This is a genomic window from Chitinophaga sp. SYP-B3965 (assembly GCF_009647655.1).
In the GTDB taxonomy this organism is placed as follows: Bacteria; Bacteroidota; Bacteroidia; order Chitinophagales; family Chitinophagaceae; genus Chitinophaga.
The window spans coordinates 1,589,043-1,611,930 of the sequence record NZ_WJFD01000001.1 but is presented as its reverse complement, the minus strand read 5'-3'; the positions used below and the strand labels follow the sequence as shown (position 1 = coordinate 1,611,930).

At 46.1% G+C, this 22,888-nt stretch carries 17 protein-coding genes; 11 read left to right on the top strand and 6 right to left on the bottom strand.

Features of this window, described 5'->3' with window-relative positions; all coding sequences use genetic code 11:
- The first annotated feature begins 92 nt into the window (after positions 1–92).
- The 4 genes from GFS24_RS06320 (at position 93) to GFS24_RS06305 (ending at position 7,804) form a co-directional block, all read left to right on the top strand.
- The gene (locus GFS24_RS06320; protein WP_153658734.1) at positions 93–3,878 is read left to right on the top strand and encodes a SusC/RagA family TonB-linked outer membrane protein; all 3,786 of its coding nucleotides are present in this window, start codon (positions 93–95) and stop codon (positions 3,876–3,878) included.
- An 18-nt stretch (positions 3,879–3,896) separates the two neighbouring features.
- The gene (locus GFS24_RS06315) at positions 3,897–5,522 is read left to right on the top strand and encodes a SusD/RagB family nutrient-binding outer membrane lipoprotein (protein ID WP_153658733.1); all 1,626 of its coding nucleotides are present in this window, start codon (positions 3,897–3,899) and stop codon (positions 5,520–5,522) included.
- Positions 5,523–5,938: 416 nt separating this feature from the next.
- Positions 5,939–6,928, top strand: a complete 990-nt coding sequence (locus tag GFS24_RS06310) for an oxidoreductase (RefSeq protein ID WP_153658732.1) — start codon at positions 5,939–5,941, stop codon at positions 6,926–6,928.
- Positions 6,929–6,988: 60 nt separating this feature from the next.
- On the top strand, positions 6,989–7,804 hold the full coding sequence (locus tag GFS24_RS06305) for an AraC family transcriptional regulator (RefSeq protein ID WP_153658731.1): 816 nt from the start codon (positions 6,989–6,991) through the stop codon (positions 7,802–7,804).
- Here GFS24_RS06305 and GFS24_RS06300 read toward each other — a convergent pair.
- Entirely contained in the window at positions 7,793–10,621 is a 2,829-nt protein-coding gene (locus GFS24_RS06300; protein WP_153658730.1) for a triple tyrosine motif-containing protein, read from the bottom strand. The genes GFS24_RS06305 and GFS24_RS06300 overlap by 12 nt on opposite strands.
- 213 nt (positions 10,622–10,834) lie before the next feature.
- Here GFS24_RS06300 and GFS24_RS06295 point away from each other — a divergent pair, with 213 nt between their 5' ends.
- Both GFS24_RS06295 and GFS24_RS06290 read left to right on the top strand, forming a co-directional pair.
- Complete coding sequence (locus GFS24_RS06295) at positions 10,835–12,061, top strand: family 16 glycosylhydrolase (protein WP_153658729.1); 1,227 nt, start codon at positions 10,835–10,837, stop codon at positions 12,059–12,061.
- Between the two features lie 26 nt (positions 12,062–12,087).
- Positions 12,088–12,948 carry a polysaccharide lyase gene (locus GFS24_RS06290; RefSeq protein WP_153658728.1) on the top strand — a complete coding sequence of 287 codons (861 nt, stop codon included), beginning with the start codon at positions 12,088–12,090 and terminating at the stop codon, positions 12,946–12,948.
- A 36-nt stretch (positions 12,949–12,984) separates the two neighbouring features.
- Here GFS24_RS06290 and GFS24_RS06285 read toward each other — a convergent pair whose 3' ends face one another.
- Positions 12,985–13,890: a FimB/Mfa2 family fimbrial subunit gene (locus GFS24_RS06285; RefSeq protein WP_153658727.1), complete on the bottom strand. Its 906-nt coding sequence runs from the start codon at positions 13,888–13,890 to the stop codon at positions 12,985–12,987.
- Between the two features lie 748 nt (positions 13,891–14,638).
- Between GFS24_RS06285 and GFS24_RS06280 the strand changes: the two genes are divergently transcribed.
- Together GFS24_RS06280 and GFS24_RS06275 are read left to right on the top strand one after the other, a co-directional pair.
- The gene (locus GFS24_RS06280; RefSeq protein ID WP_153658726.1) at positions 14,639–15,100 is read left to right on the top strand and encodes a hypothetical protein; all 462 of its coding nucleotides are present in this window, start codon (positions 14,639–14,641) and stop codon (positions 15,098–15,100) included.
- A 26-nt stretch (positions 15,101–15,126) separates the two neighbouring features.
- The gene (locus GFS24_RS06275) at positions 15,127–15,333 is read left to right on the top strand and encodes a hypothetical protein (protein WP_153658725.1); all 207 of its coding nucleotides are present in this window, start codon (positions 15,127–15,129) and stop codon (positions 15,331–15,333) included.
- Between the two features lie 69 nt (positions 15,334–15,402).
- Here the strand turns inward: GFS24_RS06275 and GFS24_RS06270 are convergent, their stop codons facing one another.
- Positions 15,403–16,650 carry a glutamate-5-semialdehyde dehydrogenase gene (locus tag GFS24_RS06270; RefSeq protein WP_153658724.1) on the bottom strand — a complete coding sequence of 416 codons (1,248 nt, stop codon included), beginning with the start codon at positions 16,648–16,650 and terminating at the stop codon, positions 15,403–15,405.
- A gap of 20 nt (positions 16,651–16,670) precedes the next feature.
- On the bottom strand, positions 16,671–17,708 hold the full coding sequence (gene proB / locus GFS24_RS06265; protein ID WP_153658723.1) for a glutamate 5-kinase: 1,038 nt from the start codon (positions 17,706–17,708) through the stop codon (positions 16,671–16,673).
- A 177-nt stretch (positions 17,709–17,885) separates the two neighbouring features.
- On the opposite strand from proB, the gene GFS24_RS06260 reads away from it, so the two are divergent.
- Positions 17,886–19,796 carry a sensor histidine kinase gene (locus GFS24_RS06260; RefSeq protein ID WP_153658722.1) on the top strand — a complete coding sequence of 637 codons (1,911 nt, stop codon included), beginning with the start codon at positions 17,886–17,888 and terminating at the stop codon, positions 19,794–19,796.
- A 13-nt stretch (positions 19,797–19,809) separates the two neighbouring features.
- A complete protein-coding gene (locus GFS24_RS06255) occupies positions 19,810–20,043 on the top strand; it encodes a VF530 family DNA-binding protein (protein ID WP_153658721.1) in 234 nt (77 codons plus the stop codon).
- On the opposite strand, the gene GFS24_RS06250 is transcribed toward GFS24_RS06255, so the two are convergent.
- The gene (locus tag GFS24_RS06250; RefSeq protein ID WP_173002987.1) at positions 20,040–20,573 is read right to left on the bottom strand and encodes an AraC family ligand binding domain-containing protein; all 534 of its coding nucleotides are present in this window, start codon (positions 20,571–20,573) and stop codon (positions 20,040–20,042) included. The genes GFS24_RS06255 and GFS24_RS06250 overlap by 4 nt on opposite strands.
- A 324-nt stretch (positions 20,574–20,897) precedes the next feature.
- Here GFS24_RS06250 and GFS24_RS06245 point away from each other — a divergent pair, with 324 nt between their 5' ends.
- The gene (locus tag GFS24_RS06245) at positions 20,898–21,977 is read left to right on the top strand and encodes a 3-oxoacyl-ACP synthase III family protein (RefSeq protein WP_153658719.1); all 1,080 of its coding nucleotides are present in this window, start codon (positions 20,898–20,900) and stop codon (positions 21,975–21,977) included.
- 150 nt (positions 21,978–22,127) lie between these two features.
- Here the strand turns inward: GFS24_RS06245 and GFS24_RS06240 are convergent, their stop codons facing one another.
- On the bottom strand, positions 22,128–22,886 hold the full coding sequence (locus tag GFS24_RS06240) for a response regulator (protein WP_153658718.1): 759 nt from the start codon (positions 22,884–22,886) through the stop codon (positions 22,128–22,130).
- Positions 22,887–22,888 lie beyond the last annotated feature (2 nt).

Here is a 22,888-nt window from a genome sequence, read left to right as displayed (position 1 = left end):
AAATCAGGGCGCCGGCTCTTGAAAGGGCATCCCTATGTACTATTCCATCAGGTGCTCCCGCACCTATTATTAACGCTTAATAGTTTTATGTTATGAAGAAAATTGGATTGTGTACCTACTCAGCTTCTTTTTTTATGAAAGCAGCCGTTATACATTATTTCCTGACCCTTGCATTCTTCGGGGTACAGGCCGCTCCTGCAAATGGGCAGGGCATTCTGGATAAACGCATCTCACTTACTGTGGAGCGTGAAACCTTTAAATCCGTATTGCAGAAAATAAGCCTGAAAGCAGGCGTAAAATTTTCTTATACGCGCAATACCCTTCCTGAAAAAGAGAAAGTAAGTTTACTGGCAAAGGATGAAACACTGGAAAAGGTGTTCATCAGCTTATTTGATCCTTTCGATATCAATTTTGAAGCTATCGGCAGCCAGGTTGTATTGCGGAAAGATAAACTCATGACAGTGATGATGACCCAGGGACAACCTGGTCTTTCCATAGATATCAATTTCAAACAGGTACGCGGTACTATCAAAGATGTTACGGGCAGCCCTGTTCCCGGTGTAACCGTAGCCATTAAAGGCACTACGAAAGGTACCAGCTCAGATGGTAATGGCAATTTCCAGCTGGAAGCCAATGAAGGGGATGTGCTGGTATTTTCTGCTATTGGTTTTAAGCGTACTGAAATAAAAGTAAGTGGCGAAACAACTTATACAGTGGTGCTGGAAACAGATGAAAAAGCGTTGGGCGAAGTAGTAGTAACCGCGATGGGTATCAAACGTTCCCCGCGTTCGCTGGGTTATGCAGTACAAAAAGTAGACGGGAGCGACCTCACGATCGCACAGGCGCCTACCATTGCACAAGGGCTCATGGGTAAAGTGGCGGGTCTGAATATCAGCCAGGCTTCCGGCGGAGTTGAAGGCGGTTCTGCCCGCCTCGTGATCCGTGGTAATACTACACTTACCGGTGATAACCGCGCACTCATTATTGTTGATGGCGTAGCCATTAATAATGACCCCATGAATAACAATGCAAATAATGGCGGCGGTGGTGCTGTTGGTACGCAACAGGGTGCTGATATTTCCGGTTATAACGACTGGGGTACGGGGCTTAATTTAATTAACCCGGAAGATATCGAATCAGTGACCGTATTAAAAGGACCAGCTGCTGCGGCACTATATGGTGCGAGGGGTGCAAATGGTGTGATCCTTGTTACCCGTAAGAAAGGAGAGAAAAGAAAAGGTCTTGGTGTAGATTATTCTTATTCCAGCCGTGCTACAAAAGTTTACGAGTTCCTGGACTTCCAGAATGATTTTGGATCTGGCCTGGTAGGTTCCATGTGGACAGCAGATCAGGGAAAACAATTCCCTGTAAATGGAGCAGGGAAGCGCACCCAGATCGGCACCTATTCCGGCAGCTACAATGCAGGTGATTACAAAACAGGTGCATTCGGTATGCTGCCTTATGATAACAGCACACAGGCATGGGATGTGTTCTCTTTTCCCAGCGGATTATCCTGGGGGCCAAAGTTCGACAATCAGCCTGTCCTCTGGTATGATGGTGTGGAAAGGCCTTATTCTGCGCAACCCAATAACTGGAAAGCTTATTTCCCGGACGGTAATGTGAACCAGCATAATGTATCCATTTCCGGCGGTGGTGATTTCGGTACTATCCGCGCTTCTTATACAAGAGACGACAGTAAGGCCAATATCCTGAACAGTAATTACAAGAGCAACATATTCAACATCGGGTCCAGCATCAAGATCAGTAAAATGCTTTCGGCAGATATCACCGGAAGTTACGTTAACTATAACCGTTTGAATACACCACCCGTAGGAGCCGGTGCTTTTATGGCGGGTCTTGCCTATGCAGCTACCAGGGATTACCGTCCTGAAGTGGAGAAGATGAATAACTTCTTCCCGGATGGTTCACAGCGTGATGTAGGTAACTCCAGCAATTTCCCTGCAGGCTCTCCGCCATACCCTTATTATTCTTATATGCAGAATTCCTACTGGAATATCTATAAGAATAACACCACATTCAATCGTGACCAGTTAGTAGGAGGGATCAAACTAACTGCAGATCTCACAGACTTCCTGACATTGATCGCACAGGGAAGTATAGACCATTCAAGTGATGGTACGGAAGTAAGGGAGTACCCTAAGAACATCCAGGGAACAACCGGCGCTTACAAGCAGGCAAGTGCCCGTAACATGAGCCGTAACCTGAATGGTATGGTAAGGTTGTACAAGGACAATCTCTGGGGCAAACAGTTTAATGCAAGCCTCACAGGAGGTGTGGAATCCTATTACAGGAATGATTATACAGTGAGCAACAAAACGAATGGTAACTTCATCAGTCCTTTCATTTTTGCTTTGAACAACGGTGCCAATGCGCCAGACCCGGCACAGGAAACGCGTTATGCCAAGAAGATCAACTCCGGATTCGGATTCCTGGACCTCTCTTACAAGAACTATCTTTTCCTGCAAATAACAGGCAGGAATGACTGGTCTTCTACCTTAACAGATGGCAGCAATTCATACTTCTACCCATCCGTTAACCTGAGCTATGTATTTTCAGATGGTATTGCAAAAATGCAGGAAGCTTTACCCTGGCTGAGCTTCGGTAAATTGAGCCTCTCTTATGCGGAAACAGGTAGTGATACAGATCCCTATTCCATCTTTAATGTATTGAACACAGTGGCATACAATGGACAGGCTGCACAAACTTTTCCCTCCAATTTAAAGTTCCCGGGTGTTGAGCCACAAAGAAGCCGGCAATATGAAATAGGATTAAACCTGGGCATGTTTAATAATCGTGTGAATGTGGAGGTAACGGCGTACACCATGAAAACATTTAACCAGATCCTCACCAACAGCTTGCCGCAATCATCCGGATTTACCACCGTGCAGCTCAACAGAGGATCTCTGGGGAACAAAGGGCTTGAGTTCATCATCAATGCCAGCCCGGTAAGCACTAAAGATTTTACCTGGAGCATTTCACTGAATGCGGCACATGCACAGAATAAAGTATTGTCACTGGATGAGGGCAACGATGGTCTTACACTGGGTAGTTTCTTTGGCGGCAGTGGTGTTTCTCAACGCGTGAAAGTAGGAGAGAACTTTGGAACTATTTATGGCAAGGATTACACTTATCTGAATGGTAAAAAGGTAGTGAAGAGGGCTGTTAATCCACAGAACCAGCAGTTGCTGAGCTATATGGTGAACGGCCAGCCGCAGGCAGCAGGAACGCAATGGGTATTAACACCCAATGAAGTGCCGATAGGCAACGCGCAACCATTCATGACAGGTGGTATTGCCAACACTTTCCGTTATAAGAATATCTCCTTATACTTCCTGGCAGATGGTAAGTTCGGTGGCGATATGTACTTCGGTTCATATGCTGCAGCTATGGGTAATGGCCTGTTACAGGAAACAGTGAAAGAACGTAATGGCGGAGGGCTTCCTCTGACCTATCCCGATGGAACCACCAGTAATACAGGTATCATATTCGATGGCGTGTTCGCAGACGGCAAACCCAATACAGATGTGGTAAGCCCTCCCTGGTATTACCTGGGTACCTATACTTCCTGGAATCACCTGGGTGTTCCAAGATCAGCATCTGTATTTGATAATAGCTGGATGAAATTAAGAGAAGTAGCATTAACCTACCAGGTGCCATTTAATGTAGTAAAGCAAACAAAGATCTTCCAAAGCCTGAGCCTTTCACTGATAGGACGTGATCTCTTTTACATCTTCACCACTATACCCAAAGGACTTAATCCTGAAGGGGTGAATGGTATTGGTAACATGCAGGGGATTGAATATTCCTCTATGCCAAGGATCAGGTCTTTAGGTTTTACTGTGAAAGCTGCTTTATAATTTAAAAACTGTTGAATCATGAAGATCATACAAAAATCAATATACAGTTTACTGGTCTGCGGCGCATTGTGTGGTGCAGGTGCATGTGAGAAAGGATATGAAGAGATCAATACGCCCTACAAGGATGCCAGTGAAAATACAGCATCCATAGGCGGTCTGTTCAACGGCCTCGTTTCTTCACTGGGTAAGTATGGAGACGATGCGCTCAATGTGAGCTTACTGTATCCCATCACTAACCAGCAGGCATACCAGAATACGGTAGCACCCTACCTGAACTATAGTGGAACCTATTGGGGCCAGTATTACCCTGACCTGCTCGTGTACAAGACCATCTTAAGAAAGATTGAAGAGCAGGCCAATCCGCAATCATTCAATAATGCCAAATATATGGCCAGCATACTGATGGCCAATAAAACACTGCGCATGCTGGATTATTACGGAGATATTCCATACAGCGGGGCCTCACTGGCCAACACAGAAGGCGTTAAGTTTTTCCGCCCGGCCTATGACGCACAGCCGGACGTTTACAAAAGTGTGCTGGCAGACCTGAAAGCTGCTGCTGATGGATTGGCAGTAGATCCGGGGCAGGTTAGCCTTGGGGCTTCAGAAACATTCCTGAACAGTGATTATACTGCATGGAAGAAGTTCGCCAATGCACTTCGTTTGAGATATGCTGTAAGATTATACAATAAGGAAAAAGTACTGGCAGAAGGTATCATCACAGATATCATCGGCGGTAATAAACCCCTGCCGGGAAACCAGAACCTGGCCAGTTTATACCTGGACAATTTTGGATTATGGCCTAACCGCGTAGCTTCCAACGGACAGATACTCGGTGCCCTGGCCAGTAAATGGGATTCTTACCGGGAGTTATCTATTTCAAACATCCGCATGAGCAGCAACGTGTGGAGCCAGATGTCTTCCTCCAATGATCCATCCGGCACGGGCATCTATGATCCGCGCTGTTATGTGTATTTCATGACCAATAATGCGGACAAATGGGTACCTCAACCACAGAACGGCTCACAGCCTGAAGGTGGCCGCCCTTATGACGATGGTACTGCAAGAAAAGGAATAGGCACGGACCCGGCTAATAAGTTCGCCTGCGTAAATTACCTGATGGCATATGACCGGCTTTTTTATCCTATCCTCATTGTCACAGAAGCAGATGTTCATTTCCTGAAAGCAGAGATCTATCAGCGCGGAATGGGAGTAGCTAAGGATATCGCGAAAGCTAAAACAGAATATGAAGCAGGGATCACTTCCTCTGTGAATTTCTGGTATGCTTATACTCAGCTTTCTACTATTTGGGCAGCTTCCAGGCCAACGGCGCCTACTGCCGGGCAGATGACTGCGTTCCTGACCAATCCTGCTGTGCTGTTTAACGGTGCAAATGATGCGGATGCGTTGAAGAAGATCGCTACACAATCCTGGCTGGCTACGATGTTCCAGCCGGCGGAGACATGGGCTACAGTGCGGAGAACAGGGTTAACGCCTAAGGATCCTACTTACAATCCTTCCGTAGTGAATAAGCTGCCTTATCCTGATGATGAGAATGTGAATAACCATGAGAACTGGCAGAAGGTGACGAATGGGGATAATCCTACGGCGCAGGTGCAGAAGAAGGTGTATTGGATGCAATAATTGCTCGTGACAGCCTTTTACGGCCTTGTATTGGCCTTGTAATGGCCTTTAACGGCCTCGTGACAGCCTCTAACGGCCTTGCATCGGCCTTGCAATAGCCTTTAACGGCCTTGAATCGGCCTCTTAGTTTCTTGGTATATTGGTTGACTATAAATGATGGAGTTCGTTGTTATGACGGGCTCCATTTGTTTTTGAACTGGTGTTTTTGACAGTTCTGTACTGCTTTTTTGACAGGTACCCCACCTTGATACGGGATGGATACGGGAAGGATACGGGATTGCTACGGGATTGATACGGGATTGGTATGGGACACCTACACTTCGGGCTGCATTGAATTCCCAATTTGGCCCTTAAAACAAACAATCTTCGGCCCTTTAAACAAACTCCCCTAACCATAGCCCCCCTAACTTTGTACCATGAAAAAAGAACAAGAACCCATTAACTCCGGCTTCACCGCCGCTTCCACCGCTGAAGATGTCATCAAAGGAATAGATCTGAAAGGCAAAGTAGCCATCGTTACCGGCGGATATTCCGGTATCGGCCTGGAAACCGCAAGAGTGTTAAGGAATGCCGGTGCCCAGGTCATCGTCCCTGCACGCGATCTAAACAAGGCTGCCACAACCTTAAAAGGCATTGATGCAGAGATCGAAGAACTGGACCTGCTAAACCCGGCTTCCATAGACGCCTTCGCAGACCGTTTTCTCGCCTCCAAACGCCCCCTGCACATCCTCGTGAACAGTGCCGGTATCATGGCCAACCCCTTCACACTGGATGCCCGCGGTTACGAAACCCAGTTCGCCACTAATCACCTCGGCCACTTCCAGCTGGTGAAAAAGCTCTGGCCAGCCTTGCAACAGGCAAACGGTGCCAGGGTGATCTCCGTATCATCGCGTGGCCACCGCTATTCCCCGGTTGTATTAGAGGATATTAACTTCGAGAACAGGGAATACGACCGCTGGGCTGCTTATGGCCAGTCGAAAACAGCTAACATCCTTTTTGCGCTGGAATTAGATAAGCGCGGCAGGAAGGAAGGCATCCGTGCCTTCTCCTTGCACCCGGGCAGTATCCTGGGTACGGGATTGGCCGTACATCTTACAAAAGAAGAATTACTGGCAGCAGGTGTGATAGATGAAAACGGTAAACCCATCCTCGATGCATCAAGAGGGCTCAAAACAATAGCGCAGGGCGCGTCTACCAGTGTATGGTGCGCAACAAGCCCTCAGCTCAACGATCTCGGTGGCCTCTATTGCGAGGATAACGATGTTTCTCCGCTAATGGTTTCAGACGTCGCCATTAATTTAAATGTCGGCGCTTCAGCAAGATTTGCCGGTGTGATGGAATATGCGGTTGATCCGGAAGCTGCAGAAAGACTTTGGACCTTAAGTGAGCAAATGCTGAAAGCATAACGCAAGTTGTTGGTGCGGGGAACTGAGAGCCGCACCAACAATTTTCTTTAATTTTAGAGAATGGAAGAGCCGCAATTGTTGTCCACCGGAAAAGTGTTTTTCTCTGTTGTTATAGAGAAGTACTACAGTAAGGAAATGTTGGTGAAAGAGCACACCTTGTTAAGGATCGTCTCGGGTGAAATGAAACTGATCATGGCGGACAGCTCCTATGTTTTGCATGGGGGAGATACGATCCTGTTCCCACGCAATACTTTAGCCATGATCACTAAATCTCCGCTGAATGGAGAACCCTATAAGGCCGCCTCTGTTTATTTCCCACCGGAAGTATTGAGGAAGTATTATGCATCACATCCTGTCACGCCTGCACAGGAGCAGGAGATACCAAGGATCAGGGTTTTAGATCAGCATCCTTTACTGGATAGTTTGTTTGGTTCCATGCTGCCTTATTTCACCATGTCAGAAGAATTACCGGCAGATATTGTTACAGGTAAAGTAGAAGAAGCCATTTCCATCCTGCGTACCATTGATAAAACGGCTGATGTTATCCTGAGCCATTTTGAAGAGCCCGGCAAAATAGACCTGGCAGATTTTATGGAGAAGAACTATATGTTCAATATGCCCATGGAGAAGTTCAGTTATTTAACAGGCAGGAGCCTTACGACTTTCAAAAGGGACTTTAAAAGATCCTTCAACACCACTCCTCAAAAATGGCTGACCCAGAAACGGCTGGAGCTGGCGCATCACCAGATCTTTGAACAAAAAAGAAGACCTTCTGATGTATATTTCGAAGTAGGTTTTGAAAACCTTTCGCATTTCTCTTTTGCTTTTAAGAAACAGTTTGGGTACAACCCTTCCAATACAATGTTACGGCATTGAAGAAGTGATCGAAAGTAAAAAATCATACAAAGAAACATCTGCCGGTACTTCCAGCTTCTTCCTTAACCGGTACCGGCTTGTTTCAACCCCTCTCACAGAAATGCCCAGCGACTGCGCAATCTCCTTCGTAGTGAGATTGATCCGCAGATAAGCACAAAGCTTCATGTCCGTAGTACTCAGATCGCTGCATCGCTGCTTCAGTGTGAACAGGAAATTGTTATGCACTTCATCAAAATGCCGGGCGAACTGTTCCCAGTCTTCCGCGTTTTCTTCCGCTTCTTCAAACAGGCGTAATACTTTTTTGAAAGTGGACAGGGGAGAAGGTGTGATCTTCTGAATGGTCTGTAACAGTTCCTCCCGTATGTTGAACAATAGCTTACCCCGTTGTACAAGATGCATGGTGGTAATAGCCAGTTCTTTGTTCTTGAATTGTATGTCCGCCGCCAGTTTATCATGCTGCAAACGGATCAGCTGTTTTTCCTTTTGTTCCTTTTCATATTCATGATGCAGGATCAGTTGTTGCTGTGCCTTATTATGTTTTTGCTGCTGCGTCACAAACAGCAGCCAGATCAGGATCAATGCCAGCACTACCGTAATGGCTTTCGCCAGTGTGGTCTGGTACCAGGCTGGAAGGATATGGAAGGCATAACTCATCGTGTTTGAAATATTTCCTAAGTTATCCCTGGCCTTTACCGAAAAGGCATATTTTCCATAAGACAGGTTGGTGTAATCTTTCTCCGTGCGGGGGCTCCATTCACTCCAGTTCCCGTCAAACCCTTCCAGTTTATAACTAAACTCCATGCTGTTCCCGAAAGAGGGAGAGGCATATTCAAAATGAAAACTGGCAAATGTATGCGGCAGCCTTTTCATCATGGTGGCAGAAGCAGGCAGGTATCCGTTGAACAGAAGGCTGTCCTGCGCATTCACCTGGCTGATCATTACTACCGGGTTCGTTTTGGGCTGTTTGTATTTTTTGTAATTGATATGATACATGCCCTTTTCGCCCCCTATAAAAATGTTCTCTTCATTATACGGGTAGATGCATTCAAACCCGCTTACGATCAAACCTTTTAACTCTGGAAAATGCACAATGCTGTAGGGCTTTTGTAAGGATGGTTGATGAAAGTCCACCACACCCGGTGTTTTCCCTGATACGAACCAGATATTACCGGTGGCATCTTCTGTGAGGTATTTAACAGGGGTATTGCCGAGAATGGGGAATAACCAGGAAGAGGGAACAAATGTCTGGCGAATGGGATCGAATTCATAAACACCGGCCTGGGTGGCTACCACCATTCTTCCGCGTATCCGGAACACGAAGTTCCGATAGTTTGAAGGCAGCCCGTGTTGCCGGGTGAACAAGGTGTACTGCAGGGTAGTATCTTTTACCAGCATCCTGTATACACCCCGGTAAGGATGGGAGGCCCACACCACACTATCCTGTTCTGCGGTAAGGAAACGCAGAGATTCAGTAAGCAGGTTCACCTGTCTTACAGGTGAAAGATCTGGACCCATCGTTCGCAGTCCATTGTAACAACCAATCAGTGTACGCGCCTGCTGTGGCAGGAATAACCAACAGCCAATGTCTTTCAGCAGCGGGTAAGCCGCAGGGCCATTGATGCGGAAAGCGCCTTCATGATGGGTCATTAAAAGTTGTTCTCCTACCGTTGCCAGGCTCCATACCTGCCCGGCGGAATGTTCCACTTTCCGGAATTGATTCTCCTGGAAGCTGAGGTCCTCCTGATGATCCTGCAGCGGGGTAACAAATAATCCGTCTGAAGTGCCAATGTACAATTGCCTGTTAAATACTTTGGCAGCATAAGTGGTCAGGTATTGATGCTGGTCCGGATAGATCTGCTTGATGGCGGAATTATACCGGATCATATCAATACCGTTATCCAGTGCCAGCCAGATGTTATGGCCGTTATCTGAAAAGATCCTGCGCACACTGTTATGCTGAAGGCCTTCCCGGATGCTGAACCGTTGTATCACGGCACCGGTTTCCTTGTGGAGGATGTAACAACCTCCTTCTGCAGTGCCTATCAGTAACTGGTCATTATCCCATTCTTTGGCGCAATAGATACGATCTGCTTTAAGGGCTTCGTCTGCCGCAGTAGTGTAAGGGAAGAGTTGTTGTGCATGTAATTTATAGATCCCGTTCTTAAACGTAAACAGTAGCAGCGTATCATTCTTTCCTTCCAGTACGGCGTTGATCAGCATCTTAGGAAATGCCATAATGGTACGCCAGTTGCCATCCACAAACTGCATCAATCCATCCCGGGCATCCTGCGCATATAATCCCTGGGGAGTGCTGCACAGCAACCGCCATTCTCCTGAAGCCGGGTAAACGCGTACTGTATTATCCCTGTAAGCAAAGATCTTGTTATTGCTGCGGAAGAACACGGCATTATCATACAGTACAATGTTCCAGACGTCTGCAAATTCCCGCTCTGCAGCAGGGATCAGGGACTTGAGTGAGGTATACTGCAGCAGGCCGTTTTCATCCGGGAGATAGTACCCGAAATCATCCTGCGCGCCAATATAGATCCGCCCGTCTTTTCCCACCCTTACGGAGCGTAATGTGGTATGATTAGGCACGGGCAGTATCTTCCAGCGCTGGCCGTTAAAAGTTAGCAATCCTTCGTTATTGGCAAAATAGAGGATGCCATGGCGGTCCATGTCCACATCCCAGGTTTGGCCGCTCCCGGCATATTGCTGTTTGGTATAATGAAGTATAGCTGGGGCGCCTATCAGCTGACGCGCCTGGGTAATGGCTGCCATCAGCATGGGCAGCACAAACAATACAAGGCTTTTCATTCATAACGTTTCACTAAAAATAAAGAAATCAGGTTGAAGTAGGTGTGGTGTAATAAATGCAGATTGATTTACAGGCAGATAGAAAAAGCTGACGTAGAATTGACGTACTCCTGGAATACCGTCTGCTGTAATTATTGGGGATATTTGACCCTGTTGCCCAAGAACATAGAGAGCATTAAAACCCGTATTCATTTCACACGTTAAAGAAAAACTATGAAGCTTCAATCCTTATTTTTGCCAGCTACTACTATGCTGGTAACCTTACTGCTTACAGCAGGGTGTAAAAAAGACACGCACACATCATCCACAGAACAGGCATCCATTCAACTGGATAATAAACAGGCCATCTTACCCGGGCAGGCACTGCAACTGGTATGGTCGGATGAATTTGATGGTACCAGCCTCAATACCGCCAAATGGGGGTATGAGAACGGGAATCTTAATGTAAATAATGAGCAGCAGTATTACCAGACGGCCAACGTAAGCGTTAGCAATGGTAACCTCGTGATCACTGCCCGCAAGCAAAGTGTAGGCGGCAAACCTTATACTTCAGGCCGCATCAACACCAACGGGAAGTTCTCCCAGAAATACGGCCGCATAGAAGCCAATATCAAACTCCCCGCAGTGCAGGGCTTATGGCCTGCTTTCTGGATGCTGGGCAGCAATATTGGCGACCCCAATGTAGGCTGGCCTAAATGCGGGGAAATAGACATCATGGAGCATGTGAATACCGGTAACACCGTGTTAGGTACTATTCACTGGTTTAACAATGCTTATACTTATTATGGCGGCAACACCACCACTTCGCCCACCAATTTTCATGTGTATGCAGTAGAGTGGGACCCCAGCTCCATCAGGTGGTTTGTGGACGGTGTACAATTCCACACAGCCAACATACTTAACAACATCAACGGCACAGATGAATTTCACAAGAACTTCTTCCTGCTCCTCAACGTAGCAGTGGGAGGGAACCTGCCCGGGCAAACGATCAACGATAATGCCCTGCCTGCCAGCATGCTCGTAGATTATGTACGGGTGTATAATATTGTTAGCACGCCAAACAATGCACCCATTAGCGCAACGATCTCCATCAGGGGAAATAACAATCTCTTCGTAAGCGGGGAAAATGGCGTACAGGCCATGTTATGCAATCGCCCCACCGCCCAGGGTTGGGAACAGTTCACGGTAGTAGATGCCGGTGGCGGTAAAGTGGCTTTAAGGAGCATTAATAAGTACGTGTCCTCAGAGAATGGCGTTAGCGCCATCACCTGTAGCAGGGCTACTATCGGCGATTGGGAAAAATTCGATTGGGTGTCTAATGCAGACGGCACTTTTTCTTTAAGAGGAAATAACAGCTTCTATATATCCAGCGAAAACGGTGTTCAGGCCATGACCTGCACCCGCCCCACCATTGGCGGCTGGGAAAAATTTTCTTTTTGATTTAATCACGTTAATGAAAACAAACTATGAAAAAAATGCGCTTTACGGGTACATGCATCGTATCCATCTGTCTTTTAATGTCTGCCTGTTCTAAACCAGCAGTAGAGGAAGAGGCTCCGGTTCAGCTGGACAATACCCTCTCTGCCGCGGTAGGCATCGCTGCTATTAACAGTTCTTTCTCTGAGAACTGGAACAGTTACACACACGGTAACCAATACACGCAGGCACAGGCGGCTGCGGACTTTGGAAACGCAAGCGGGTGGAATGCCTCCCGCACCATGATCTCAAACGGTAATCTTCGTGTAACGCTGCTGCCCAATGCGCTTTCCGGTGCTGGTGGATTGATCAGCAACACGGATATCTCTGATGGATCTGAATACCAGTTATCCTTCACTATCCGTTTCCACAGTGCATTCGACTGGAGCCGGGGTGGTAAGGTTGGTTTTGGTTTCCTGATTGGGGAAGGGAATACCGGCGGAGATCCGGGAACAGATGGGAATGGTGGCAGTTTACGGTTGATGTGGTATAACAACAACGGCCGTATTTATTTCCACCCTTATGTGTACCATCGTGATCAGGGTGGTCAGTACGGCGATAACTTCGGCGTGTCCTATCCTTCTTCCGGCAGCCTGAGTAAAGGCACCACTTACAGCGTGACCATGTATGCCAAGAGCAATACCGGCTCCAGCACTAACGGCCGCGCCAGGATCATTATTAATGGTACTACTGTGCTGGACAGGGCCATGCGCTGGACCACCAACGATGCGCAAAGGCTGATAAAGAACATGTCTTTCCACACTTTCCGGGGTGGTAGCCAATCTTACTGGATGTCTTCCACTGAAGGTTACATTTATTACGATGATTTAGTCGTAACAAAACTACAATAGGAAAAAGCCCGCATACATTGTATGCGGGCTTTTTTATTAGAAAGGTATCGGATCACCATTGTCATCCCACTGATCATTTACACTGATCTTAAAGCCGGAGGCATCACTGGAAAACATATTCCCTGATAAAATGGTCTTTTTATTCCTGTAGCAGCTTACGTTGTAAACTGTTTTGATGCGGGCTGCTCCTGTGGTACGGTCAAGTGCTGTAATGATCACAGTAGAAGGGATCTCTGTGAAAAGTACATACTCACCATAGGTATTTGCATCTTTTCTGCTGAGGTATCTGATATCATACCCATCTGAAGTCTGATCATTGTGAAAAAAGAACCTGGAAGCCTGATGTGATACTGTAATATTAATACTATCAGCAGGCTGGGCATCCGCAACATGCACTTCAATACTGCTGATGATGCGCTGGAGCGTTACACTTGAATCCGGCAGATTACCATTGGTACCTAACGTTATTATCACCCGTTTGTAGTAAGTGTCCGGGATCTTCAATAATTGTCCATTGTCATCCTTGAAATCCAACCTTGCCTGTCCGAAATCGCTGGCTGAATAAAAGAATTTTGCAGGAGCAGATGAGCCTACAAATATAATAATATACGTGCCGGCAGGCAATGAATCCGAGATGTTCCCAAAGTCTACATTATTATCAGCCGGCGTCTGGTATTTAGTACTGACAAGGATTCCGCTACTGTTATATGCTATATAACGCAGATGTTGGATAGCGTTGCTTAAAGAATCCCGGGCGTTACTCAGGTCCTGGCCTCCTGCCTTCCTGGAATCGAGATCGGTGACCTGACGGTCAAAATCAGTAACAGAAAACCTAACGGGGAATTTTTCGGCTTCGGGAGGGGTTGAAGGGGAGCTGCCATCTTTTTGACAGCTAACAAAAAACAGGCTAAGGGCAATAGCCGAATGAAACAATTTCTTCATTGGAGATTAATTTTTAAGATGAGGGAATAAATATGTGAAAGTTTTTATGGGGTTAACGAATAGCTTGATAGGTCAAAGATATACAAGCAATACGCATTCAATAAGCGTAAGCTTGTTCTATTGCAATAAAAAAAGGGGCCGATAGAAAACGGCCCCCGATTGTTAACCTACAACTGTCACTAAATATTTTTGATAGGAGAATAGGATGTAAAAGTAGTGCAGTAACAATCGGTGATCAATGGACAATTACAGGAATTAGTTGTACTTTTTGATCTTGCATTATGTAAATAAACAATATATAATTTAACAAATCTTTTAGAGCTGCCGATGGAAAAAGTCGTAGATTTAATACTCATCAAAGAAAAGGAGGTATTCATGCAATCTACAGGATATTCGTGGAAACCTTCGGTTAGTATCGCCTAACCGGGTTGCTCCACAAAAGAAAACTGTGACGCTCGGCGTCGAATGTACCTCCCTGGTAAATCCAGGGAGGTTTTTTTATTTTGAAGAGGCCCCAAAGAGCGGTTTTTGTTAAAAGTGATATATTATCACTTTTAGAAGAGGTTGGTTGAGATACTTTGTTTGTATGATAATGCCAGCAAGAAAAACAGTATATCGTAAAACGGATATTGCAACAAAAAAATGCCCTGATTTACGCGTGTTTTTGTTAACTCAAATACTGCCTTGATTGTAATCTGAAATGATTAATATAAGTTGCAGGCATTGTTTGTTTAACCAAAAATGAAAGATGAATTTAGATAAGTATGCGTTTAATGCTGATCAGGAGCATAAGCATTTTACATTTGAAAGTATAGGCCCAAAGGGGGTAATAAAAAAAGCAGTTCGTTATGATACGATGCCATTTTTATCAACGCTAAATGGAACCCCGGTGGTAAACATAGCATTTGGAGATTGGAATGAAGAAGATGGATTGATAGATGATACTACTGTCTCAAATAATAAAGACAAGGATAAGATCCTTGCCACAGTTGCATCTACAATAATAGCGTATGTTAAAAGGAATGGAGGGTTGTTGCCTGTTCATGCAATAGGGCGCACACCTGCTAAAACAAGGCTTTATCAAATGGGCATAAATGCTCACTTGCCGGAAATAGAGAAGTTGTTTAGTGTGTATGGTTATAAAGAGAAGAATTGGATGCCATTTAGATCAGGCATTAACTACGAAGCATTTTTAGGAATTATAAAATAGTATTGCTAACACAAAACTTAATTATTATGTCAGAAGTTATAGAAAACGAAGAAGCAGATTACTATAGTCTGCCGGTATACAGAGACTTAGGTTCAGGTCCTGCTATACTCGAAACTGATCCTACATGCATCAGAAGAGCACAGGAAGCTGCGAAGTTTTTGGATAGAGTTGGCTTCCCGGAAGGTTTATTGGAAATAATTGAAGGGAAAAAGAGGGCATTGGGTATGCTATAAGAAAACGCCTCTCCGGTAGTAGAGGCCGGAGAGGCGTTTTCTTATAGTTGTTTTTAGGCTGTCTGTATTTCACCTCACCTGTCCATCCCCATACACCACCCATTTCTCCGTCACCAGTTTCTCCAAAGCAAAAGGCCCCCGCGCATGCAACTTCTGCGTGGAAATACCAATTTCCGCTCCTAATCCAAACACACCACCATCCGTAAACCTTGTGGAAGCATTCACATACACCGCAGCAGCATCCACTTCCCGCAGGAACCGGTCACTCAATGTTGTGTTATTGGAAATGATCGCCTCAGAATGTTTGGAAGAATACAACCGGATATGCTCCAATGCTTCCTCCGCATCTTTCACCACCTTCACGGAACATTTAAAATCCAGGAATTCCCGTCCGAAATCTTCCGGCTGCGCAGCCACCAGCTGAGGGTAACCACCGGCTTTTAAGATATTGTAAGCCGCATCATCTGCAAAGATCTCTACATCGTAGGCCGCCAGGGAAGGCGCCAGCAAAGAAAGGAAAGGCGCCGCTACCGCAGCGTCCACCAACACCGTATCCAGCGCATTACATACAGAAGGCCGGGATACTTTGGCATTTGTGACGATCCGGCAGGCTTTGTCGAGGTCCGCCGTGCTTTCCACATAAGTATGGCAAACACCGGCGCCCGTTTCTATCACCGGAACACGGGAGTTCTCGCGTACAAACTCTATCAGTTGCTGAGATCCGCGGGGGATCAGGATGTCAATGTATTTCACCGCCGTCAGCATTTCATTGATGTGCTGGCGGTCTGTAGGCAGCAATTGCACCGCGTTTGGATCGGTACCGGATTCCTGCAGTGTTTCCTTGATCAGGGAAACAAGGTATTGGTTGGTATGAAAAGCATCCGTACCGCCTCTCAATACACAGGCATTCCCGGAACGGAGGCACAGGGCCGCAACATCCACTGTTACGTTGGGGCGGGATTCGTAAATAACACCCACCACACCCAGGGGAACCGTGAGCTTGCGCACCAGCAGGCCATTCTCCAGTTTCTTTTCAGAAAGCACCTGGTTGGCCGGGTCCGGCAGCAGGGCGATATCCTGCAGGCTTTCGGCAAGGCTTGCAATACGTTCTTTATTGAGCAGTAAACGATCCTTTTTTGGGTCTTCGTCGGGCATCTTATCCAGGTCCTTCCTGTTCTCCAGGATGATTTCATCTGCATGTTGCAGCAGCCTGGCCGCCAGGTTACGCAGCAATTGCTGTTTTCCCTCGTCCGCCAGGGTTTTGATGGAACGGGTGGCAATTTGTGCCTGTTCCAGTAATGGTAAGATCGATCCCATGTCTTTCAATTTCAATATTTCTACAGCAAAACTATATCATCTGCATGCGCTACTTCTATATTCTGCGCTTTATTTCCGGAAGCCAGCACCTCTGAGGACACCTTTGCCCTCGCAACGGCTATCACTTCTTCCTTTTCATCCACAATCTCAAACACTTCCCCGTTTTCAAACTTCTCCAGCACAGCAATAACACCTACTGCCAGCAGGCTCCGCCGCTTTTTAAGGGCCTGTTCTGCACCGGCATCTACCTGCAGGCGGCCGGTCACCAGGCTGCCGCTGGCCAGCCACTTTTTACGGGCAGGCATATTGCTACGGGCCTGTGGCAGGCAACGCGTACCTGTTTTCCCCGCAATGGCCAGGGAAATGCCATTAGGCGTGCTCACCCCAAAGATCACCACGCCTATCCCCATCCGGGTGGCCAGGCGCGCAAAGGTGAGTTTGGACACCATACCCCCCAGGCCCAGGGAAGATTTCTTCCTGTCTGCCAACGCAAAAGCCGCTTCGTCTATTTCATCTATCTGCGGCACTATTTTCCCTTCTTTGTCCAGCACACCCGCTACGGAAGTACTGAAAAGCAGGAGGGAAGCCCCAAAGCCAACGGCAATCAGGGTAGCCAGCTCGTCATTGTCAGAGAATTTCAGTTCCACATCACTCACCACGTCGTTTTCATTCGCAATGGGAATAATGCCGCTGGCCCATAACTCTTCGTAAGTCTTTTTTAATTGCAGGAACTGGTTCCTGTTAGAAAAATGCTGCCGTTCACAAAGACTTTGGGCAATGGCAATACCATAGGCAGAAAAATAATGGGAATACCGGTTCAGCAACACCGGGTTGCCAATGGCTGCCGCAGCTTTACGTTCACTGATGGTACCGCTGTAAGCCTTCAGATGCTTCTTACCGGCCGCCACTGCCCCGGAGGACACCAGTACCACATTATGGTCCGCATGCACAGCGGCTACCTGCTCCGCGATAGCGGCTATCACGCTCTCATCCAGTTCCCCGTTCTCATGGGTAATGGATGCTGTTCCAAATTTTATGACAAGTATCGGTTTGGTCAATTTCCAGTCTTTTATGGGCTAAAAATATTAAAATAGCACCGCATTTCTTAGTGATCAGGGAATTAGCTACGTTACACAAACAAAATTGTGTCGCAACAACCTGTTTGTTATTTGCTGGTAAGGCTTTCAGGAAAAAATATTAATTGTATATTCATCCCACGCATTTATACCCCCGGTTTGAGAATAATATTGCCATACATCTTTTTTACAGTCCTGTTTGCTGTGCAGTCATTTGCTGCACCAATAGTGAAACTGTCAACCCAACATTCCTACCAAAGGATAGGGAAGCTGTGTGACTGGTACCTGGATAAGGACGCAAAACTCACGTTGAACGATGTGATGCAGCCTTCATTCCAGGCTAATTTCAGCGCGCACGAACACGAGATGCGCAGCTACGGGATCACGAATGCTGCCGTATGGGTACATGCCACGTACGTTAGCAAAGAAAGGACTTACCTGGTAGTGGAGTTTGCCAATATAGACAGCATTTCACTGTATTACTTTGAGAACGGGCAGATGAAGGCAATTGCCTCCGGCAGCCATACCCCTCTGAAGAATAAACGGTTTAACATACCTGGTTTCAGTTTTGAATTACCGTCCTCCAATGGCCAGCCAAAGGATTTCTGGATACGTGTCCGTTCCGGCAATGCAGTGATCATTCCTTTAGCTTTAGCTACGCCGGAAGGATTAATGGAATCATTTAAATGGTTGTTCGTTATAGAACTAATGTACATAGGTGTTGTGCTGGCGTTATTCTTTTACAATCTTTTTTTGTTTATCCATCTTCGTACCCTGAATTATTTGTATTACCTGTGTTACCTGCTTTGCTTCGTGGGCTTTGTATTAATATACGTACGCGGGTTTCATGTGTTCCTGGGGCAAACGTTATCCTATTTCATCAACATGAACGGGATCAGTTTTGGAGCCGTTACTTATATGTTCGCCATCATGTTCTGCCTTTCTTTCCTGAATGGCAAAAAGCACACACCCAGGCTGAGGATATTTTTATTGGCGTTCATGGGGGTGTTATGTTTACCTATTATATGCAACCTGGCAGGATATAGGCCCGGTGCTATCAAGATACTGGAGGTTTGCAGCTTTCTGCTCCCTATTTCCTTTATCTATATGGCTATTATCGCCCTCAGGCAGCATTACAAGCCCGCCGGGTACTTTTTGGGTGCCTGGTTTGTATTATTGATGAGCCTGATGGTGTTTGCTGCGGCTAACACCATGTGGTTGCCTTTCCTGCCTTTCGGTCACTGGACCTTTCACATTCTGCCGCTGGCCTCAGCCGTTGAAATGAGCCTGCTTTCATTAGCCCTCGGCAGCGAGTATGCAGAAATGAAGAAACAGATGATTGCAGCAATAAAAAAAGAAGTAACGGAAAGAACAAAGGAACTGAATGAAAGTAATCACGTAAAAGATAAAATGCTGGGTATTATCTCGCATGATCTGAGAGCGCCGCTGAACAACCTCTCCGGCCTGCTGGACCTGGTGGAACTGAAAGCATTATCCGCCGGAGAGATACAGGATTTCTCCCTCACCGTGCGGCAGAACATCAAACACATCACCGGCACGATGAACAATATGCTCAACTGGTCCCTGAGCCAGATGAACCGCATAGAAACACGCCCCCAGAAGATCATCCTGTACCCCTTTATATTGCAGATCATAGAAACTTACTGGTATGCTACAGATCAAAAGAACATCCACCTGAAAGCAGACATTCCGGAAGGTATAGTAGTGCTGGCAGATCTTAACCAGTTGAACCTGATCATCCGTAACTTGCTGGATAATGCCATCAAATTCACGCCTAAAGGGGGGATGATCCTCGTAGGATGCAGGCCTTCTGCGAAAACTGTAGAGCTGTATGTGCAGGATAATGGCATGGGCATGGGCCAGGAAGAAGTGAACAAACTCCTGTCTGAAACCAGCTTCTATTCTACAGATGGTACGGAGGAAGAAAAGGGAACCGGTCTGGGCCTGCAGCTCTGCAAGGAGTTCATCATGCGCAATGGCGGTGTATTACAGATCAGGACCGCACCCGGCGCAGGAGCAGAGTTTTCTTTCAGCATTCCAAGAGTATAATTAACTTTGCGGCATGCAAACATCCAAGGACCCTTTACACGGGATCACGCTCGAAATGATCATCACGCAACTCGTAGAGAGCTATGGATGGGATGAACTGGGTTACCAGGTACGCATCAACTGCTTCATCAGCAATCCTTCTGTTCAGTCCAGTTTGAAGTTCTTACGCAAAACGCCCTGGGCGCGTACCAAAGTGGAGGACTTTTATAAGTATTCCCTGCGGAAAGGGAAATTGAAACAGGCTTAATGTGCTGCCACCCTGCCGGCTTCTATCAGTATAATATGCAGGTATAACCGCAGCATCTCAGTATTATACTGGAGGATATTATTGAACTCCTGGTACAGTTTTATGAAAAGGTCCTGGAACATGGTGGCCTGCCCGGCGGTTAAAGGCAAAACCGGAGCGGCGTCCTTACTGAACAAAGGACTATCCTGCAGGGCTTTCAGCTGTGTAGCATTAAAAGCAAAGAAAGAGGCTGTGAAAAGGCAGTAATAACCATCCTGTTCTTCTGTGATGTTTTTCCACGATTTAATTTCTTTCGGTTTTATGAACAGGATGGAATCCGGTGTAACACGGTATTGCTGATCGCCATAGTGAAAATTAGCGCGCCCCTTTGTGGGTAGTAATATCTTGTAAAGATCGCTCCTGTCGGGCTCATTATTGCCGGGATGTTCATCCCGGCGGAATACACTGAAATGCGCCGGTTCTGCAATCCTGATCTGTTCTGTATAAGAAACAGGCAGATTATGGGATGGCGGTAAATAGGTAGTGTCCAAGTCAGCTAATTGGTATAAAGCAACCATTCGGGATTTCATAATGATTAAAGATATATAAAATATACTTTGAATTATAGCTGTCTTCCTGGGGCATAAATATCACAGATCATGGAAAAATATCAATAGAACATGGCACAGATCTCTTTAATTATACTATATAATGCACATGGTCTTTCAAAATTCTGATCGCAAAAAAAGCTGCGAAAACAATGTAATGTTATAATAATTGCCCATATTGTCGTCTATTCTCACAGTTTATTTCTTAATTACCGAAAAATTGGATACCTTTTTGTGGTTATGAAATAACACAGATACGTAAAAGAGATGCACGATAGTATAAAAGCAGTGTTTGCAGCAACAGGTAGTTATATTCCGGAAAACAGAATTCCGAATGAGAATTTCCTGCACACAAAGTTTTTGGATAAAGATGGCAGCACGATTGTAAAGGATAATGCTAAGATCATTGAGAAATTCAAAGAGATCACCGGAATAGAAGAAAGACGGTATGCCAACCCTGACCAGAAAGCCTCAGATCTTGGCTTCCTGGCAGCTAAAGATGCGTTGGACAGTTCAGGTATAGATAAGGAATTATTGGACTATATCATTGTAGCCCATAATTTCGGAGATGTGGCAGCAGGCAGTAACCATACGGATATTGTTCCTTCGCTGGCTTCCCGCATCAAGCAGAAACTACAGATAGCCAACCCGGATTGCGTGGCGTACGACCTGCCTTTCGGTTGTCCCGGCTGGGTGGAAGGCGTGATCCAGGCGAACTATTACATCCGCTCAGGAGACGCAAAATACTGCCTTGTTATAGGTACAGAAACTTTGTCCCGCGTGATCGATATGCAGGACAGGGATTCCATGCTCTATGCGGACGGTGCGGGTGCCACCATCCTTGCCGCTTCTACAGAAGGTACTGCAGGTATCATCTCGCACAAAACACAAACACACGCCATAGACCATGCGCTGCTGCTGAATATGGACCGTGCTTACGATCCGGCAAGTGCAGACAGCAAGGACATCTTCCTGAAGATGAACGGCCGCAAGCTGTATGAATTCGCTTTAACATACGTGCCATTGGTGATCAAATCAGCATTGGATAAAGCAGGTATGCATATTTCAGAGATCAATAAAGTGCTTATTCACCAGGCTAACGATAAAATGGATGCTGCCATCCTGGAACGTGTGCTCAAGCTGTATGGCATAGACACGGTGCTGGAATACCTGATGCCCATGACCATTTCCTGGTTAGGCAACAGTTCCGTAGCCACCATTCCTACCTTGCTGGACCTTATTCAGAAAGGCAAGATGGAACACCAGCAGCTCAATCCCGGAGATAAAGTGATCATTGCTTCCGTTGGGGCAGGTATGAATATTAATACGGTGATCTACCAGTTTTAATGGGACTCCCCGTCATCATTGGTGCTTTTAAATAAAAAGAGCTCCGTCATCGTTGATACTTTTAAATAAAAAGAGCCCTTCATCATTAATACTTTTAAATAAAAAAATCCCCGTCATCGCTGGTGACGGGGATTTATATTTTACCACGTTTCATTTCTTCTGCACCACATACTGACTCGGACTCACCCCAAACTGCTTGATGAAATTCTTCCCAAAATGCGTTTGTGATTTATACCCCGTCATCATCGCCACCTCATAGATCTTATATTGCTGTGTAGATAATAACTCTGCTGCCTTTTTCAATCGCGTAATATTGATCAGTTCATGCGGTGTGAGGTCAGATATCGCTTTGATCTTCCTGTACAGGCTGATCCTGCTCATGTTCACATATTTGCAGAGATGGTCCACATCCAGCTCCGTGTTCTCTATTTCTTCCAGGATGCAATTGTAGATCTTTTCGAGGAAAGCCTCATCCTCCCGTGTATGGGCAATGGTATTAATATGCACCAGCGGCGTATTGGCAAAGTATTGCCGGATCTTATGCCGGTTGGCGAGGAGGTTGGCTATCTGCACTTTGAGGTAAGCAGGGGAGAAGGGCTTTTCAATATAAGCATCTGCCCCCGTTTCCAACCCCTCTATTTTCGATTGCAGGGTGTTTTTAGCCGTGAGGAGGATCACAGGTATATGACTGATCTCAAAAGTGGTTTTGATGCGTTTACAAAGCTCAAAACCATCCATCACCGGCATCATTACATCACTGATCACCAGGTCCACCATTTCATTATGCAACATGGTAATAGCCTCCTCTCCATTTTCCGCAGAAAGGATAACATACTCTGCCTGTAAAATGGAAGAAACGAATTCTATGATCTCTTCATTGTCGTCAACTAATAAAATCACGGGTTGCATAT

Coding starts and splice junctions, on each gene's coding strand:
- GFS24_RS06290 (WP_153658728.1), top strand. CDS start 12,088: ATGAAAAAAATGCGCTTTACGGGTACATGCATCGTATCCATCTGTCTT.
- GFS24_RS06245 (WP_153658719.1), top strand. CDS start 20,898: ATGCACGATAGTATAAAAGCAGTGTTTGCAGCAACAGGTAGTTATATT.
- GFS24_RS06320 (WP_153658734.1), top strand. CDS start 93: ATGAAGAAAATTGGATTGTGTACCTACTCAGCTTCTTTTTTTATGAAA.
- GFS24_RS06270 (WP_153658724.1), bottom strand. CDS start 16,650: ATGGGATCGATCTTACCATTACTGGAACAGGCACAAATTGCCACCCGT.
- GFS24_RS06255 (WP_153658721.1), top strand. CDS start 19,810: ATGCAAACATCCAAGGACCCTTTACACGGGATCACGCTCGAAATGATC.
- GFS24_RS06295 (WP_153658729.1), top strand. CDS start 10,835: ATGAAGCTTCAATCCTTATTTTTGCCAGCTACTACTATGCTGGTAACC.
- GFS24_RS06275 (WP_153658725.1), top strand. CDS start 15,127: ATGTCAGAAGTTATAGAAAACGAAGAAGCAGATTACTATAGTCTGCCG.
- GFS24_RS06310 (WP_153658732.1), top strand. CDS start 5,939: ATGAAAAAAGAACAAGAACCCATTAACTCCGGCTTCACCGCCGCTTCC.
- GFS24_RS06315 (WP_153658733.1), top strand. CDS start 3,897: ATGAAGATCATACAAAAATCAATATACAGTTTACTGGTCTGCGGCGCA.
- GFS24_RS06285 (WP_153658727.1), bottom strand. CDS start 13,890: ATGAAGAAATTGTTTCATTCGGCTATTGCCCTTAGCCTGTTTTTTGTT.
- GFS24_RS06280 (WP_153658726.1), top strand. CDS start 14,639: ATGAATTTAGATAAGTATGCGTTTAATGCTGATCAGGAGCATAAGCAT.
- GFS24_RS06305 (WP_153658731.1), top strand. CDS start 6,989: ATGGAAGAGCCGCAATTGTTGTCCACCGGAAAAGTGTTTTTCTCTGTT.
- GFS24_RS06240 (WP_153658718.1), bottom strand. CDS start 22,886: ATGCAACCCGTGATTTTATTAGTTGACGACAATGAAGAGATCATAGAA.
- GFS24_RS06300 (WP_153658730.1), bottom strand. CDS start 10,621: ATGAAAAGCCTTGTATTGTTTGTGCTGCCCATGCTGATGGCAGCCATT.